The following is a 16692-nucleotide window of genomic DNA, read 5'->3' on the forward strand; positions in this document are numbered from 1 at the left end:
GCGGGTGCCGCCGCACCGCGATCTGGCCGCGTTCAACGACCGAGCGCCCGAGTACGACCGCGGGTGGCGCGGCCGCTTGCACCACGAGATCTCCGAACGCACGGCCGACCTCGCGGTGGCGACCGCCGCGTCCGCCGGCAGCGTGCTGGACGTCGGCTGCGGGACGGGCTACCTGCTGCGCGCACTCGGTCGTCGCTACCCGGACGCCCGGCAGCTTTGCGGCATCGACGCCGCACCGCAAATGATCGCTACGGCAAGGGCTTTGGAGGCCGACGACAGGTTGAGCTTTACCGTCGGGGTGGCCGAGGAGCTCGGCTACCCCGACGGCAGTTTCGACCTCGTGGTCAGCACGACATCGTTCGATCACTGGACGGATCAACAGGCCGGGCTCGTCGAATGCTCGCGGGTGCTGCGCCCGGGCGGTCACCTGGTGCTCGTCGACCAGTTCTCGCTGTGGCTGCTGCCGACCCTGGCCACCAGCCGGCGCGGCAAGGCCCGCACCCGACGCCGCGCCACGGCGCTGCTACTGCGCGCGGGGTTTCGCTCCCCGCAATGGCACCGGCTGTACGCGCTGATCATCAACGGCGTGACGGCAACTAAGCCAGCGTGAAGGGCCGGAAGCTGCCGTCGAGCACGTTCAGGTGCCCGATCGTGCGCCCGGTGACCACCGCCGGATCCACCAGCGCCAATTCGACTGCGGCGCGGGCGAAATCATCGGCAGAGGCGGTGTCGACGAAGCCGCTGGCGTAGTAGGCCAGGCCCGGCGTAAGGATCGGCTTCGACGGCGACAGCGCGTTCACCGCGATGTTGTGGTCGGCCAGGTCGTAGGCCGCGCACTGGGTGAGATGCTCGAGGGCCGCCTTGGATCCGCCGTAGCCGGGCAGGACGCCGCCGCTGCGGTCGGGATAGGGTCCGTCCCCGGGCATCCGCGACGCGACCGAGGTGATGTTGATGATCGAGCCGCCGCCGGCGTCGAACATGTCCGGACACACCAGTTGCATCAGCTCGTAGGCGGCGAACACCGCGATGTCGAAATGCCGGCGAAACGCCTGCAACGGTGTGCTGACGAACCCCGGCCAGCCGGGCTTGGCGCCGCCGCTGGCGGCCTTGGGCGGTTTCGCGCGCGGTTGCGAACCGGGGACCGATGGCCGGCCGGGCGCGGTGAAGGCCGCGTTGTTGACCAGAATCGTGATGGGCCCCAAGGCCTCTCGCGCCTCGCCCACCAGCCGCGCCACGTCGTCGCGGTCGGTCAGGTCGGCGCGGATCGCCACGGCGCGCCCGCCGGCCCCCTCGACCTCGGCGACCGTCTCGCCAATGGTGCCGGGCAGCCGGTCGTCCCACACCTGTTCGGTGCGCCCGACGACGGCCACCGCCGCGCCCTCCGCGGCCAAGGCCAGCGCGATCGCCCGGCCCAGCCCGCGGCTGGCGCCGGTGACGATCGCGGACCGTCCCGCCAATCGCCCCGTCATCCCGTCACCCCGTGCACGACGATGGCGGTCGTCTGCTCCACCCAGGTGTCGTCCAGCTGCTCCTCCGGGCGCAGCAACATCCGCAGCATCGTCGCCCCTCCGATCAGCTCGATCAACCGATCCGGGTCCACGTCGGGATGCGCCTCACCCCGGTCGATCGCCTCGCGCAGCCGCACCCGCACCGCCGTGAACACGCCGGCGAAGCGCGACATCACCCGGGCGTTCAGGGCGGGATCGGCCGTCATGTCGGCGACCAGGCCGGGCAACGCCGCACGTACCACCGGCGTGGTGAAGACGTCGCGGGTGGCCTCGATCATCATCCGCACGTCGGCGGCGATGTCGCCGGCCGGGGCCTGCAGCGCGGTGGGCGCCGTCGGAAACGCGGCCTCGTGCACCAGTTCCGCCTTGCTCGACCACCGGCGATACAGTGCCGATTTGGTGGTCCCGGCGCGTTCGGCCACCGCGGCGAGGCTGAGGTTCGAATAGCCGATCTCCACAAGCAGTTCCGCGGTCGCCGTGAGGATGGCAGAGTCGATGCGCGGGTCCCGGGGCCGCCCGGCGCCCGGGGCCTTGTCAAGGTAAGACGGGTCTGCTTTCATAACGCTACCTACCGTATCGTAATTGCCTCACGGAAGTCTCGAAGAATGGAGGCACCTTGATGTCGAAAACGTCGAACGAACCTGTGCTGGACAAAGTCGACCGACTTCAGCGCTCCAGCCGGGACGTCACAAAGCTGCCCGCGGTGATGTCGCAGTGGCTGTCCACCGTGTTGCCGGGCGGGGTCAAGCCGCAGGTGACGGTCGAAAGTGGCGTGGACGCCACCGGCATGTCGTCGGAAACCATCATCTTGACCGCACGCTGGCAACAGGACGGCGAACCGATCGAACAGCGGCTGGTGGCGCGGGTGGCGCCGACCGCCGAGGACGTGCAGGTCTTCCCGACGTATCGGCTCGACCACCAATTCGAGGTGATCCGCAAGGTCGGCGAAATCACCGACGTGCCCGTCCCGCGCGTGCGCTGGCTCGAGCCCACCGGCGACGTCCTGGGCACGCCCTTTTTCGTGATGGATTACGTCGAGGGCGAGGTGCCGCCCGACGTCATGCCCTATACGTTCGGCGGCAACTGGTTCGCCGACGCCCCCGCCGAACGCCAGCGTCAACTGCAGGACGCCACGGTGGGCGTGCTGGCCAAGTTGCACGCGATCCCCAACGCCGAGGAGACATTTGGGTTCCTCTCCACGCAAGGCGGTGACACGGCGCTGCGCCGGCACTTCAACTGGGTCCGCGAGTGGTACGACTTCGCGGTGCCCGACATCGGCCGATCGCCGCTGCTGGAGCGGACTTTCGCGTGGCTGGAAGACAACTGGCCGGACGAGGCCGCCGCGGCCGAGCCCGTCCTGCTCTGGGGCGACGCGCGGGTGGGCAACGTGCTGTACCGCGACTTCGCGCCGGTCGCGGTGCTCGACTGGGAGATGGTGACGCTGGGGCCGCGCGAGCTCGACATAGCGTGGATGATCTACGCGCACATGGTGTTTCAAGAACTTGCGGGCCTGGCGACGCTGCCCGGGTTGCCCGACGTGATGCGCGAGGACGACGTCCGAGCCACCTACCGTCAGCTCACCGGCGTCGAGGTGGGCGACCTGCGCTGGTTCTACGCCTACTCCGGGGTGATGTGGGCCTGCGTGTTCATGCGCACCGGCGCGCGCCGGGTGCACTTCGGCGAGACCGAGAAGCCCGACGATGTCGAATCGCTGTTCTACCACGCCGGATTGATGCGGCGTTTAATCGATGACAGCCTCATCGGAGAGGATCAGTAATGCTTGGCCCGCTTGACGAGTTCCCGGTACATCAGGTTCCCCAACCGATCGCGTGGGCCGGTTCCTCGGACCGCAACTTCTACGACCGCTCCTACTTCAACGCCCACGACCGCACCGGGGACATCTTCGTGATCAGCGGCATCGGCTACTACCCCAACCTCGGCGTTAAGGACGCGTTCTTCCTCGTCCGGCGCGGGGACACGCAGACGGCAGTGCACCTGTCCGACGCCATCGATCAGGACCGGCTGAACCAGAACGTCAACGGCTACCGCATCGAGGTCAGCGAACCGCTGCGCAAGCTGCGTTTGGTCCTCGACGAAACCGAGGGCATCGCAGCCGATCTCACGTGGCAGGGCCTGTTCGACGTCGTGCAGGAACAGCCCCACCTGATGCGGTCCGGCAACCGGGTGACGCTGGATGCGCAGCGGTTCGCCCAGCTCGGTTCCTGGAGCGGGCGCATCGCCATCGACGGCGAGGAGATCGCCGTCGACCCCGCGACCTGGCTGGGCAGCCGCGACCGGTCCTGGGGCATCCGTCCGATCGGTGAGCCCGAGCCCGCGGGCCGGCCCGCCGACCCGCCGTTCGAAGGGATGTGGTGGCTCTACGTGCCGATGGCGTTCGACGAGTTTGCGATCGTGCTGATCATCCAGGAGGAGCCCGACGGGTTCCGATCGCTCAACGACTGCACCCGGGTGTGGCGCGACGGGCGCGTCGAGCAACTGGGCTGGCCGCGGGTGAAAATCCACTACCGCTCGGGCACCCGCATCCCGACCGGGGCCACCATCGATGCGACCGCGCCGGACGGCACCCCGGTGCACTTCGACGTGGAATCCAAGCTGCCCGTGCCGATTCACGTCGGCGGCGGCTACGGCGGCGACTCGGACTGGCTGCACGGCATGTGGAAGGGCGAGAAGTTCGTCGAGCGGCTGACTTACGACATGACCGACCCGGCCATCGTCGCGCGGTCCGGCTTCGGCGTCATCGACCACGTGGGCCGCGCGGTTTGCCGCGACGGCGACGGGGATCCGGTGGAGGGCTGGGGCCTGTACGAGCACGGCGCGCTGGGCCGCCACGACCCGTCGGGCTTCAAGGACTGGTTGACGGTCGCGCCCTAGCCTTTTCGACCCAACTCGCGCAGTTCGTCGACGATCTCCGACAGCGTCTCCACCGCGATAGGCGACGGCTGATACAGGCACACGGTGTCCGAGACGCCGTCGACGCGATCCCGGATGTGGGCGGCGATCTCCTTGGGCGTCCCGCAGGCGGCGATGGTGTGCAGTATCTCGTCGTCGATGAGCCCGCCCATCTCCTCCCACCGGCCCTGTTTTGACATCGCGTTGAGTTCCGGCTGCAGGTCCTCCCAGCCGTGGGCGGCCAGCACCGGCCGGTAGGCGGGGGTGGACCCGTAGAAGGCCAGCAGCCGGCGGGTGGCCGCGTGATCCGAGCCGGCCGACACGATGATCTCGGGAATGACGGCGAACTCCCCGGGCCGCCGGCCGGCGGCCCGCAGGCCGTCGCGCACGGCGGGCATCGTGTGCTCGTGCAGGAACCGCTTGGTGCCGAACGGCATCACCAGCAGGCCGTCGGCGTGCTCGGCGGTGGCGCGGGTCAGCCGTGGCCCCAGCGCGCCAACGTAGATCGGCGGCGGACCGTATGGATTCGGGCCGGGGCTGAAGGTCGGCGTCATCAAGGTGTGCCGGTAGTAGTCGCCGCGAAAATCCAAGCGGCCGCCCGTGTTCCAGGCCTCGAAGATTGCGCGCAGGGCCGCGATCAACTCGGTCATGCGCGCCACCGGGTGGTCGAACTGCGCGCCGAATCGCTTCTCGATCTGCGGACGAATCTGGGTGCCCAGGCCGAGGAAGAACCGCCCGCCGCTCAGCAGCTGGTGATCGTTGGCCTGGTGCGCCAGGTGGATCGGATTGCGCGGAAACGCGATGGCCACATTGGTCATCAGGTCCAGGCCGCCCACCGTGGCGGCCAACGTCAGCGGGGCGAACACGTCGTGCTGACCCTCGAAGGTGGCGACGCCACTGGCGCCGGCGTCGCGCAGCGCCCGCGCCCGCCCGGCCGCGTCGACCGGCCCGTACAACGCCGTGAAGACCCTCATTTGCCCACCTTGAAGCGCGTACTTAGACCGGCAATGGAAATTTATCCTACGAAATCGTCAAAATGCTGTTGACTAGACGGCGTGACAAAGCCGCCGCCGGTCGTCGACGTCGTCGTGGTCGGTGCCGGATTTGCCGGGCTGTCCGCCGCGCGCGAGCTGACGCGGCAGGGACACGACGTCCTCGTCTTCGAGGGCCGGAACCGGGTGGGCGGCCGCTCGTACACCGGCAGCGTCGCCGGGCTGCCCGCCGATCTGGGCGGCACTTTCGTCGGCCCGACCCAAACCGCCGTCCTGGCGCTGGCGGCCGAGCTCGAGGTGCCGACCACTCCCACCCACCACGACGGCAAGAACGTGATCCACTGGCGCGGCTGGGCGCGCCCCTACCGCGGCACCATCCCGCGCGTGTCGCTGACCGGACTGCTCGACATCGGCCGGCTGCGTTGGCAATTCGAGCGGATCGCACGCAGCGTGCCGGTGGCGGCGCCGTGGGACGCCCGCCGCGCCCGCGAGCTGGACGGCATGTCGCTGGGCGGATGGTTGCGCTCGGTGCGCGCGTCGGCGTCCTCGCACGACCTGATGGCGATCGTGGCCCGGGTGACGTGGGGGTGCGAACCCGACGAGGTGTCGATGCTGCACGCCGCGCGCTACGTGCACGCGGCCGGCGGGCTGGACCCGCTGCTCGACGTCGAGAACGGCGCCCAGCAGGATCGTTTCCCGGGCGGCACCCAGCAGATCGCCGAGGCCGCCGCCGCCGAACTCGGCGCGCGCGTGGTGCTGGGCGCGCCGGTGCGGCGTATCGAGCGGCATGGGGCCGGGGTCACCGTCACGACCGACACCGGCTCGGCCGAGGCCGGGTTCGTCATCGTCGCGATCCCGCCGGCCCATCGCGCGTCGATCGAGTTCGCTCCCCCGCTGCCGGCGGAATACGAGCAGCTCGCCGCCAATTGGCCGCAGGGCCGACTCAGCAAGGCGTACGCGGCCTACGAGACGCCGTTCTGGCGCGCCGACGGATTTTCCGGGCAGGCGCTGTCCGACCAGGGGCCGGTGTTCATCACCTTCGACGTCAGCCCGCACCCCGACGGCCCGGGCATCCTGATGGGCTTCGTCGATGCCCGCGCGTTCGACTCGCTGCCCACCGAGCAGCGCCGCCGCGACACGTTGCGTTGTTTCGCGTCGCTGTTCGGCGACGACGCGCTCAAACCCCTCGACTACGTCGATCAGCGTTGGGGCGCAGAGGATTTCGCTCCGGGCGGCCCGACCGCCGCGGTGCCGCCCGGCTCGTGGACGCGATTCGGTCCGTGGTTGCGCGCGCCGGTCGGGCCGATTCACTGGGCAGGCACCGAGACGGCGGACGAGTGGACCGGATTCCTCGACGGCGCCGTCCGGTCCGGACAGCGAGCGGCCGCCGAGATCGCCGCCCTGCTATGAGCTGATCCGGCGCACCCGCGCGTCCTGGGTCACCGATTCCACCAGGGCCCGCAGGTGGCGGTTGACCTCGCGCGGCTGTTCGAGCATCGAGCAGTGGCCGCCGGGCAGCTCGACCAGGCCGACGACGTTGGGCGCGGTTCGGGCGATCCTGCGGGACTGGCCGATCGGTGTCAGGCGGTCGCGCTCGCTGCCGATCACCAGGGTCGGCACCGTCAGCCCGTCCAATTCGAGATGCCGCGAACCCAGCGCATCGACGAGCATCTTGGCGCAGCCGCCGCGCCCGGCTGACGAGGTCTGCGCGAACAGCTCGTAGACGACCCGCGCGGCGTCCGGGTCGGCGTCCTTTGCGACGGCCAGCATCGCGACCACGTAGCGGCTCGGGATCCGGGCCGCGGCCGGCAGGGGGAACCCGCCGAAAGCGGTGATCAAACCCCGGGCCGCCAAAACCCTTGCCGGCGAGAGTTCGCGCGGCACAGACAGCAATTTCACCTGGCGCACCAGGTCCCCGGTGGTGGTGTTGATCAGCGCGACGGCATCGGCGCGCCGGCGGACCTTGTCGCGGTAGTGGGATGACCACGCGGCGATGGCTATGCCGCCCATCGAATGCCCCGCCAGCACCGCCCGCTCGCGCGGCGCCAGCGTCGCCTCGAGCACCGAATCCAGGTCGGCGGCAAGGTGTTCGAGGCTGTAGCCGCCGCGCCGGGGAATGCCGCTGCGCCCGTGGCCGCGATGGTCGAACGCGATGACCCGGTATTCGGTCGCCAGGTCGGCGATCTGGTGGGCCCAGGCGCGGATCGCGCACGTGATCCCGTGCGTCAAGACGATCGGATAGCCGTCGGGCGGGCCGAAAACCTCGGCGTGCAGCGCGGTCCCGTCGGCCGCTCGCACGGTCAGGGTGCGGCTTGGTGGCAGCTCGGCACTCATCGCCGTTCCCCCTTCGAACACGGCCCCATCGCCAGTTCTGGACGTAGGCGAAGTGTAGCCCTACCTCAACGACGAACTGGTGAAAACGGCCCATTACACGCGGCGATTTCGGGCACGATCGTGCAACAACTTGTGAGACGCTGACAGCCGTGAACCCGATGTCCCGTCGGGAGTTCTTCGCGGCCACGACCAGCCTGGTGGGCGGCGGGCTGACGGCCGGCTGCGGCTCGGGGCCGCCGCCCGCGCCGGACAGCAAGGCGGTGCTGGTCGTCGGCGCCGGCATGGCCGGCCTGTCCGCCGCCCGCAGCCTGGCCGACGCGGGATGGCCGGTGCGCGTCATCGAGGCCCGCGACCGCATCGGCGGCCGGGTGTACACCGACCGGGGCTGGGGCACACCGCTCGAGATGGGCGCGTCCTGGATCCACGGCACCACGGACAATCCGGCGATGGAGCTGGCGCAAAAGGCGCGCGCGCAGCTCGCCACCACCGATTACTACGGATGGGCGAAGCTGGCCGTCGACCCGCGGCTCCCCCCGCTGGCCTACGACCCGCAGACCTGGCGCACCTTCGTGAAACGAGCGCGCGGCCGCGTGGACGACGGGAGCCTCGGCGCCGCCGTCGACGCCGCGGCGACCCGCGCCGAGCTCGCCGATTCCGACCGCGCCCAATTGGCCTTCTACCTGACCTCCGAGATCGAGAACGAATACGCCGCCGGCGTGGATCAGTTGTCCGCCAAGACCTTTGACCGCGGCGAGTACGCCGACGGCGACCAGGACGTGATCACCAACGGCTACGACGCCCTGCCCCGGCTGCTTGCCGAGGGCCTCCGGATCGAGCTCAAGACGCCGGTCACGGCGATCGCGCGCCGGGACAGCTCCGTCGTCGTGCGGGCCGGCGACCGGTCGTTCGAGGGGCCCGCCGCGATCGTCACCGTGCCCCTCGGAGTCCTCAAATCCGGCGCGATCGCCTTCGACCCGCCCCTCCCGGACGAACACCGAAAGGCCGTGCAGGCGCTGGGATTCGGCGTGCTGTCCAAGAGCTACTTTCGCTTCGCCCGGCGGACGTGGGACGTAGAGAACGCCTTTTACCAGTACATCGGCAGCGAGCCCGGCGTGTGGTCACAATGGTTCACGCTGCCGAGCGGAGCGGGCCCAATCGTGTTGGCTTTCAACGCCGGTGAGCGCGGCCGGTGGGCGGAGTCGGCCGCGCCGGGCGACCTCATCGCCAACTCGCTGCCGATCGCGCGCCAGCTGTTCGGCGGCGACGGCGCCGCGGTCGACGTGCGGACGTCGAATTGGTCCGTCGACCCGTACGCGCTCGGCTCGTATTCGTTTCATGCGCCCGGTTCCGGTCTCGCCGACCGGCGCCAGCTGGCCGAGCCGATCGGCGATCGGCTGTACCTGGCGGGTGAGGCCGTCGGCGTCAACAATCCGGCCACCGTGACCGGCGCCATGGTCAGTGGGCGATACGCCGCGGGCCAAGTGATGCACCGGCTGAGCGGGTGAGGGCGGTTATTCGGTCTCGAGCGCATTCGCGCAGGCATCAAGGATGGCAAGGAAACTCGAGCGCAGCAGCCGATAGCTGACCACCTCCAGCAGCTTGCCCCCAGCCAGAGTGGGATGGGTGTAGTTGCTCAGCCAGTCCACGTGGGTGCCGTCCCCCGAGCCGGTGAATGTAAGGGTGCCGCCCTCGTGGTTGAACGGCGGAAACGACCGAACGATGAGATATGAATAGCGGCCCGGCCGATCGTAGGCCGTGATCTCCTCCCGGAACCACGTGCCGATGCCGACCACCTCGCGCACCGCGCCCGCGCCGTGGCCGGGCGAATCCTTCGCATAACCGGCCTTGAGAACCAGCGGAGCGGCGGCCGGATTTACGGGGTCGGCCAGCCAGTCGAAGACCTGTTCCACGGGTGCGGCGATGGTTCTTTCCACGTGAATCTCGACCATTCGGCCCATGCTATGCGCCGCTCAGAACCCGGCGGCCGGTAGAGCCGTTACCTCACCTGTTTGAGCGTGGTGTGGGGGCTCTGGCCGTAGGTCTGTCGATACAGCACGGCGAAGCGCCCGGTGTGCGCGAAGCCCCACCGCTGCGCGATCTCGGTGACGGTGGTGCCGGCGCGCTCACCGGCGAGCAGTTCCTGGTGCGCGCGATGCAGCCGCACGCGACGCATGTACTCGGTGGGAGTGGTGTCGAGCTGGCGCCGGAAAAGGTATTGGACCGCCCTGGGTGTCAGGTGCACGGCCCCGGCGATGTCGTTGATGCTCACGTCGGCTGCGGCATGCCGGTGGATGAAAGCCACCGCCTCCTTCAGCGTTTCGGGCAGCGAGGGGTCACCCGCCAGGTCCTGGTCGGTCGCGTTGGACGGGTAGCACTCCAGCAGCGCGCCCGCCAGGAGCGGGGCCATCGCGGCCACGATCATCGGCTGCTGGGCTGTGTCCGGCGCGGCCAATGCCGCGGTCACGTAATCAAGCGCCCGATGCCACGCGCGCACGGCGCCCCGCGACCGTGGGCGCCAGTTGAGGAACCGGATGCGCTGCGACGGCGGCGAGTGCCAGTCCATGGTGATCTTGTGCAACGCTTCGGGCGCGATGGTCACCACATCGAACCGCGCGCCGTTCACCTGCAGCGCGCACGACAAGCCGTGGGCTACCAGGACGGGGCAGTCGACATTCGGGAACGGTCCACCCGTCACGGTCAAGGAACCGGCGCGGGGCTGAATCACGACAACCGTTTCGGCGGGCGGGATTTCGAAGATCGCCGGGCCGTGGATCAGCACTTCGTCGATCGCCAACGAATCCACCGCGCAGCGCCGATAGGTGAGGGCCGAGCGGGTCGTGAGGCCGCTGACGCGCCAGCCCGGGGAGTACGCGCCGGCAAAGAACCGGCGCATGGCGTCGGGCTGGACGGTGCGGAATTGCTCGTACCGGACCGCGACCGCGCCCTGGGCCGGCACCGTGGCGCGCGCCAGGGTGTGCCGGGCGGGGCGCAGGTCGACCTGGATCTCGTCGGGTTCGCCCGCTATGGCGACCGCGCCGGTCGCCACGCCGTCGGCGGTGGTCGTCATGTTCGCGCGGCCGATCGTCGCGCCGTCGCTGCGTCCGCCACGACCGCGGCAGGCCCCGACGGTTGCGAGGCGAGTTGCCGATAGATGTTCAGCGCGTCGAGCCCGATCCGGTCCCAGGAGAAGCGTGAGACCGCGCGGCTTCGCCCCGCCGCGCCCATGCTGTCACACTGAAAGCTTTGGGCCAGAAGGCTTCTCAACGCCGCGGCGACCGCGGCGGGGCTGCGTCGCGGCAGCAGCAACCCCGTGACGCCGTCCACCACGGCATCGGTCAGGACGCCTACCGGTAGCGCGACCACCGCCACACCACTGGCCATGGCCTGCAATACCGCGGTGGCCCGCGGTGGTTGCCGCGGCGTGCACACGACCACGTCGGCGGACCGCAGCAGCGACGGCAGCTCGTCGTCGTCGACCGCGCCCGCGAAGCGGACCCGGTCGGCGACGCCCGACTCGGCGGCGAAACGTTTCAGCTCGGCGCGCGCCCGGTCGTGGCCGGGCTCTCGGGCGCCAGTTTCGGCGATCACCAACTCCGCGCCGACGACCTTGGGCAATATCCGAATGGCAACGTCTAAGCCATTGTCCGACAACGGATTCGGTGCCACGCAGACAATCCGGTGACGTGCGTCGCGGCCGACCGCTGGGCCCACCGGGCTGTATCGCTCGATATCCACGCCGCTGCACAGGACGGCCGCTCGGGCCCGCCCGTGCCGTAGCCGGGCCAGCACGTCGGCGTCGGCGCTGCATTCGCCCGTCACCCACGTCGCGCCACGCGCGAGCAACGGTTCGATTCGTTCGCGTCCACGCTGCGCGGCGGCACCGTTGGAGCGTGACGTCACGGCCAGCCCCTGAAAGCTCTGCACCGTCGGTATCCGGTGCCGGCGCGCGGCCAGCTGGGCGGCCAACCCACCCAGCCAGCCGTAGGCGTGCACGACGTCCGGCCGCTCCGATGACCACAGGCGCTCGAGTGCCCGCGCCCAGTCGCCGACATACGGCAGAACCTCCGCAGCGGGCGCCGGCGCCCCGGGGCCGACCTGGATCGGGCCCTGGCCCCTGGCGTAGACCGTCGCCTCGTGTCCTCGGGTCACGAGCGCGGCACGCAGTTGCTCCGGGTCGTCGCCGGCGAGGTCGTCACCGCAGACGATCGCAACCTTCACCATGACAGCCCTCCAACCCGCGTGCGGCCCGTTCAAGAGAGCTACCCGGCTCACGGCCGGCGAAACGCCGGACTTCGCGCGCTTCGTCCGAGGCGTCGGCGTTTCGCATCGCGGATCTGCGGACATGCGCTGGGACGACGCCCCCGCAGGGAGGAGACTGGGGGCATGACGAATTCCGAGCCACGTCCGCCGGTCGAACTGGTGGTGCTGCTGGCGTCGGCCGGCGGGTTGGACGCGCTGTCCATCGTCCTGCACGATTTGCCGACGGAATTTGCGGCCGCGGTCGTCGTGCAGCAGCACCTCGGCGGCCTTTCCAGCGTGCTTCCGACCATCCTGGGCCGACAGACCCCCATCGGGTCAGCTGGGCGCAGGACGGGCAGGCCGTAGTGCCGGGACAGGTGGTGGTCTGCCCGCCGGGTGTCCACCTTGAGATGACGCCGGACGGTCGCTGTCGCCTCCACAAGATGGTGGCGCTGCTGGAACGCCGTTTCGACGTGCTGCTGGCGTCGGTCGCCAAGTCGTACGGACCGCGCAGCGTGGCGGTGTTGTTGTCGGGGTCCGGCCAGGACGGCGCCGTCGGCACCATCGCGATGAAGCAGGCCGGCGCCCTCGTGATAGCCCAAAGCCCGAACACCGCCCAGTACCCGTCGCTGCCGACCGCGGCCGCGCGCGCGGGAGCCGATTTCGTGCTGCCGATTCACGAGATCGGGCATGTCCTGGCGGACGTCGTCAGCGGGGCACCGCTACCGGCCAAGGACCGGTCGCCAACGCCGCCGAGGTCGCTGCCAGCGGTCACGAAGAACCCGGCAATCGACCGCCGTCCCAACAACGCGGCCACTCGCGCCGAAGCGGCACGGCAGCGCGCGGCCGAACTCCAGCGCCGGCGCCATGAGCTGTCCGAAGGTTTCGGCGCGACCGAGCAGACTGTGTCGATCGCGCGGCGCAGAGCCCAAGAGTCGCTGCGCCGCGCGCAATTGGCGCACCAAGCGGCCTCGGAGGCATCCGCGCGGTGGGGACACTGACCGCCGCGCCACGCTACGACGGGCTCACGACCTCCATCAGCAACAGCGCGCCGCCGACGCTCGCGTCGCCCGATCGAAACGGTGTGCAAACCACCCGCACCCGTGCCGGGCGGCCGCGCCGATTGACAGCGTCGACCACCGTTTCACCGGAACTTTCCCCATCGACGAACGCGTTGCCGATCAGCGGCCGCACGCTGTCGAGCGGCAATCCGATGTCCAGCCCGGTCAACCGAGTGCCCATCGTCTCGTCGGCCCGCAGTCCCCACAGGTCCTCGCAGCCCCGGTTCCACACCACTACCCGCATTTCCCGGTCCACGACGACCATCCCCAGGCGAACCGAGTTGATCAGCGAATCCAGGAAGTTCTTGGCATCGTCCAGCTCCACGCTGCGTTCGCGCAGCGTCTCGTTGATGGTGTGCAGTTCGTCGTTCGTGGACTGCAGCTCCTCGTTCATCGTCTCGAGCTCTTCGTTGGTGGACTGCAGCTCCTCGTTGGTCGTCTCGAGCTCCTCCACCGTGGACTGCAGTTCCTCGTTGGTCGTCTCGAGTTCCTCGTTGGTGGACTGCAGCTCCTCGTACGCCGCCTCGAGCTGGCGGTTGGTCTGCACCACCTTGTCGAGCAAGGCGCGCGTCGCCGTGACGTCGAAGAACACGATCGATACACCGAGCAGGCCGTTCTCGGCGTCGACGAGCGGATTGACGTGAATCTCGAACCACACCGTGTCGGCGCCTGGCCGTTGCCACTTGACGTCCGGGATCCGCGCCGACCGCCGCTCCACCTTGGCCTGCTCGAGGTAGGCACGCAGCTCTACCGGGCGGTAAGACACCTCGAGGTCGCGCAGCAGCCGGCCGATGTCGCGGGCCGAGAGCCCAAAGACGCTCTCGGCCTGCTGGTTGATCATCGCGACGGTGTCCTCGCCGGTGATGACGATCTGGGCGACGGGGCTGGCGCGAAAAGCCAAGTCGCGCACCGTGGTCAAGCCCGGCAGCTCGCCGTGGCGTTCGTAGAACGCGGCGGCCGGGTCGTAGCGATCGCCCGCGATCTGCGTCCCGGCGACCTTGCGGAAGATCCGGTGCTTGAGGTTCAACGGAGCGAAGCGGTCACTGTGGCTCAACAGCATCTCGGCGTGCCCGAGAAACAAGGTTCCCTGCGGAGCCAGCGCGAAATGCAAGCGCCCCACCACGTTTCGCTGTGTCTCGGCGTTGAGATACATCAGGGTGTTGCGGCACACCAGCAGATCGACACGCGAAATCGGCGCGTCTTTGACCAGGTCGTTCCGCCCGAAGATGACCGCGCGGCGCAGATCCTTGTGGAAGACGTAGCGGCCGTTGACCTGTTCGAAATAGCGCGTCAACAGATCCGGCGGCACCGACTCGACGGCCTTGGCGTCGTAGGATGCCGTGCGCGCCTCGGTAAGCGCCTCCTCGTCGATGTCGGTCGCGTAAATCTTGACGCGCTGACGGAACTCATCGGGTCCCATCGCCTCGGCCAGCAGCATGGCCAGCGTGTAGGCCTCCTGCCCGGACGCGCATCCCGCGCTCCACACCCTGACCGGGTCACCCGGCCCGCGCTCGGCCAGCATCCGCGGGATGACCTCTGCGCTGACGAATTCCCAGGCCTCGGGGTCCCGGAAGAAGGCGGTGACGTTGATCAGGATGGTGTTGAACAGCGAGGCGAACTCGTCGGAGCTGGCCTGCAGCACGTCCAGGTATTCCTCGTATGTGGCGTACCCCGCCTGGTCCATGCGGTGCCGGACCCGGCGCATCAGCGACGTGCGCTTGTAGCCCGTGAAGTCGAAGCCCCGGGAATCGCGCATGTAGCGCAACAAAGCCTCGAAGGCCTCGTCCGTCGTGCCGTCCATCAAGGTCCCGTCGCAAGAGCGTTTGCTGTCGGACTCGAACATTACTCCGACGTCACAGGAGATTTTCGCGCCCGACCAGTGCCCAGACCGTCTTGCCCGACGACGTCGGAGTGGCGCCCCAGGCGCGGCACAACGCGGACACGATTGCCAGCCCGGAGACGATCTCGGCTCCGCGATCGCCGTCCTCGTGCCTCCCGGGCAGGCGGTCGCTGCGATCCTCGACCGCGACGGTGATGGTGTCCCGATGGCTCTCCACGATGAGCACCGGCGCGCTCTGCGTGTGGTCGATGACGTTTTCGACGAAGACGGTGCCCACCGCGGCAGCGACCGGGATCAGGTCGCGCTTGTCCCATTTGGTGAGCCAGTCGGTGATTATGGCGCGGGCCAGGCCGACGCTTTGCCCGGCTGCCGGTAGCTCGCTTCGCGCGCACCACCGGATGGCCAAGGGCTGGCCGCGCACGGCGTCCAGCGCCGACAGCCGCGTGGGGTGCACCGGCACGTATCGGGTCACGCCGCCGGCGGCGATCGACCGCCGGACCTGCGGCTGCTCGCACACCAGCAGGATGGGCACGTCCGGCCACACGCTGACGTGCCAGCGGGCGCTGGTGAACACGGTCCATGCCGACGCGGACGGCACGGACAGACGGTTGACGTCGACGATCACCGCTCGCGGCTCGTCGAGCGCGGCCTTGATCACGGTGTCGCGCACGGTCCGGTACGTGGAGCTGTCCAGCACCCCGTCCATCGCCAGGACCGGCACGTCGTGTCGGGGTGCCCTCTCGATCCGGATCGTCGACCGCGGTTCAGCCACCGGGATCACCGGGATCCGGGGCGGTGGCCGCGAGCCGGTCGCCGAGCACGGTCAGTGCCCTTTCGCTTTCCTCGGCAAGCGTGTGGTAGCGGTGAGCGACCGGACCGGGACCCGCTTTTTCGGCCAGCTGCCGGGCCAGTTTGGCCTTCTCTTGCAGGCTGCGCAGGGCCACCCACAGGGCGCCCTCGATCTCGCGGTCCCGCGCCGCGAGCAGAGCATCGGAAGTCCAGGCGTGGCCGACGCGGCAACGGAAGTTGCCCTCGCCGAGGGAGATCAGCGAGCCGTTGCAGTCGGGGCACGTGTACCCCGACGGCATGCCGAGTTCCTGGGTGTCGAATTCGGTCGAAAACCGGGAGGTCATGGCGATACGGTTTTCGAGGTCCAGCGCCGCGTCGGGTTCCATGACCGGGTCCTCGATTCTTCTCTGGGACAGCTCTTTGAGCAGCGCCCCGACCTCGGCCGCGGCGGCCTGCCGATCCAGCACGCCGGCGTCGCGCGCGTTGGTCGGCAGGGCCGGGAACAGCGCGTCCTCGGCCGACTGGCCGATGGTGGTGCCGCCGCGCGAGCGGATCGCGGCCAGCCCCAGCACGCCGTCGTCGAGCACACCCGAGAGCAACACGCCGATCGCGCGGGGGCCGAACGCCACGGCGACCGAACGGAACAAGGCGTTGATCGCGGGCCGGTGCCCGTTCTCGGTCGGCCCCTGAGACAGCACAACGCGATGGTCGGCGACCAGCAGATGACGATCCGGGCCGCAGACGTAGATGTGGCCCGGCTGCAGCGTCGCGCCGTCCTCGGCGGTGACCGCCGGCAGCGGGCCGCTGCGATCGATGATCCGGGCCAGCACGCTCGGCGCACCGGCGGGAACGTGCAGCACGATCAAGTACGCGTACGGCAAATCCGGCGACAGACCGGCGGCGAACCGTGAGAGGGCTTCGACTCCGCCGGCCGAGGCGCCGATGGCGACCACTCCGCGCAGCCCATCGTTTTGGTTGGTCGCGTCAATCACCACCCTCGGCTACCCGCATCAAGCCTA

Annotated in this window: 15 protein-coding genes and 1 pseudogene; 6 read left to right on the top strand and 10 right to left on the bottom strand. The window is 69.5% G+C overall.

Going from position 1 to position 16692, the window contains the following annotated elements:
• Positions 1–4 precede the first annotated feature (4 nt).
• Entirely contained in the window at positions 5–610 is a 606-nt protein-coding gene (locus N415_RS15670; protein WP_068183500.1) for a class I SAM-dependent methyltransferase, read from the top strand.
• Here N415_RS15670 and N415_RS15675 read toward each other — a convergent pair.
• Positions 597–1469, bottom strand: a complete 873-nt coding sequence (locus tag N415_RS15675) for an SDR family NAD(P)-dependent oxidoreductase (protein WP_068183503.1) — start codon at positions 1467–1469, stop codon at positions 597–599. The two genes, N415_RS15670 and N415_RS15675, sit on opposite strands and share 14 nt — an antisense overlap.
• Positions 1466–2068: a TetR/AcrR family transcriptional regulator gene (locus N415_RS15680; RefSeq protein WP_068183506.1), complete on the bottom strand. Its 603-nt coding sequence runs from the start codon at positions 2066–2068 to the stop codon at positions 1466–1468. The genes N415_RS15675 and N415_RS15680 overlap by 4 nt, the downstream gene beginning before the upstream one ends.
• A gap of 59 nt (positions 2069–2127) precedes the next feature.
• Between N415_RS15680 and N415_RS15685 the strand changes: the two genes are divergently transcribed.
• Both N415_RS15685 and N415_RS15690 read left to right on the top strand, forming a co-directional pair.
• Positions 2128–3285, top strand: coding sequence for a phosphotransferase family protein (locus tag N415_RS15685; protein WP_068183509.1), 1158 nt, complete (start codon positions 2128–2130; stop codon positions 3283–3285).
• Positions 3285–4400, top strand: a complete 1116-nt coding sequence (locus tag N415_RS15690; protein ID WP_068183512.1) for a hypothetical protein — start codon at positions 3285–3287, stop codon at positions 4398–4400. The genes N415_RS15685 and N415_RS15690 overlap by 1 nt, the downstream gene beginning before the upstream one ends.
• Here the strand turns inward: N415_RS15690 and N415_RS15695 are convergent.
• Positions 4397–5392, bottom strand: coding sequence for a TIGR03617 family F420-dependent LLM class oxidoreductase (locus tag N415_RS15695; RefSeq protein WP_068183515.1), 996 nt, complete (start codon positions 5390–5392; stop codon positions 4397–4399). The two genes, N415_RS15690 and N415_RS15695, sit on opposite strands and share 4 nt — an antisense overlap.
• 81 nt (positions 5393–5473) lie before the next feature.
• Here N415_RS15695 and N415_RS15700 point away from each other — a divergent pair, with 81 nt between their 5' ends.
• Positions 5474–6820 (top strand): flavin monoamine oxidase family protein, encoded by a 1347-nt coding sequence (locus N415_RS15700; RefSeq protein WP_068183518.1) that lies wholly within the window; start codon positions 5474–5476, stop codon positions 6818–6820.
• Here N415_RS15700 and N415_RS15705 read toward each other — a convergent pair.
• Positions 6815–7744 carry an alpha/beta hydrolase gene (locus N415_RS15705; protein ID WP_068183520.1) on the bottom strand — a complete coding sequence of 310 codons (930 nt, stop codon included), beginning with the start codon at positions 7742–7744 and terminating at the stop codon, positions 6815–6817. The two genes, N415_RS15700 and N415_RS15705, sit on opposite strands and share 6 nt — an antisense overlap.
• Before the next feature lie 158 nt (positions 7745–7902).
• Between N415_RS15705 and N415_RS15710 the strand changes: the two genes are divergently transcribed.
• Complete coding sequence (locus N415_RS15710) at positions 7903–9249, top strand: NAD(P)/FAD-dependent oxidoreductase (RefSeq protein ID WP_081665294.1); 1347 nt, start codon at positions 7903–7905, stop codon at positions 9247–9249.
• Between the two features lie 6 nt (positions 9250–9255).
• Here the strand turns inward: N415_RS15710 and N415_RS15715 are convergent, their stop codons facing one another.
• From N415_RS15715 to N415_RS15725, 3 genes are read right to left on the bottom strand one after another with little or no spacing between them, the layout of a single operon-like run.
• A complete protein-coding gene (locus tag N415_RS15715) occupies positions 9256–9693 on the bottom strand; it encodes an SRPBCC family protein (RefSeq protein ID WP_068183526.1) in 438 nt (145 codons plus the stop codon).
• A gap of 47 nt (positions 9694–9740) precedes the next feature.
• Positions 9741–10811: a helix-turn-helix domain-containing protein gene (locus N415_RS15720; protein WP_068183528.1), complete on the bottom strand. Its 1071-nt coding sequence runs from the start codon at positions 10809–10811 to the stop codon at positions 9741–9743.
• Positions 10808–11962 carry a glycosyltransferase gene (locus N415_RS15725; RefSeq protein ID WP_081665295.1) on the bottom strand — a complete coding sequence of 385 codons (1155 nt, stop codon included), beginning with the start codon at positions 11960–11962 and terminating at the stop codon, positions 10808–10810. The genes N415_RS15720 and N415_RS15725 overlap by 4 nt, the downstream gene beginning before the upstream one ends.
• Before the next feature lie 165 nt (positions 11963–12127).
• On the opposite strand from N415_RS15725, the pseudogene N415_RS15730 reads away from it, so the two are divergent.
• Positions 12128–12984, top strand: a pseudogene (locus N415_RS15730) (chemotaxis protein CheB).
• Positions 12985–12997: 13 nt separating this feature from the next.
• Here N415_RS15730 and N415_RS15735 read toward each other — a convergent pair.
• From N415_RS15735 to N415_RS15745, 3 genes are read right to left on the bottom strand one after another with little or no spacing between them, the layout of a single operon-like run.
• Entirely contained in the window at positions 12998–14845 is a 1848-nt protein-coding gene (locus N415_RS15735; protein ID WP_068183577.1) for a CheR family methyltransferase, read from the bottom strand.
• Between the two features lie 52 nt (positions 14846–14897).
• Complete coding sequence (locus tag N415_RS15740; protein WP_068183580.1) at positions 14898–15656, bottom strand: STAS domain-containing protein; 759 nt, start codon at positions 15654–15656, stop codon at positions 14898–14900.
• A complete protein-coding gene (locus N415_RS15745) occupies positions 15649–16668 on the bottom strand; it encodes a chemotaxis protein CheB (protein WP_068183535.1) in 1020 nt (339 codons plus the stop codon). The genes N415_RS15740 and N415_RS15745 overlap by 8 nt, the downstream gene beginning before the upstream one ends.
• Positions 16669–16692 lie beyond the last annotated feature (24 nt).

This window comes from Mycobacterium sp. UM_CSW, from assembly GCF_000455205.1.
In the GTDB taxonomy this organism is placed as follows: domain Bacteria; phylum Actinomycetota; class Actinomycetes; order Mycobacteriales; family Mycobacteriaceae; genus Mycobacterium.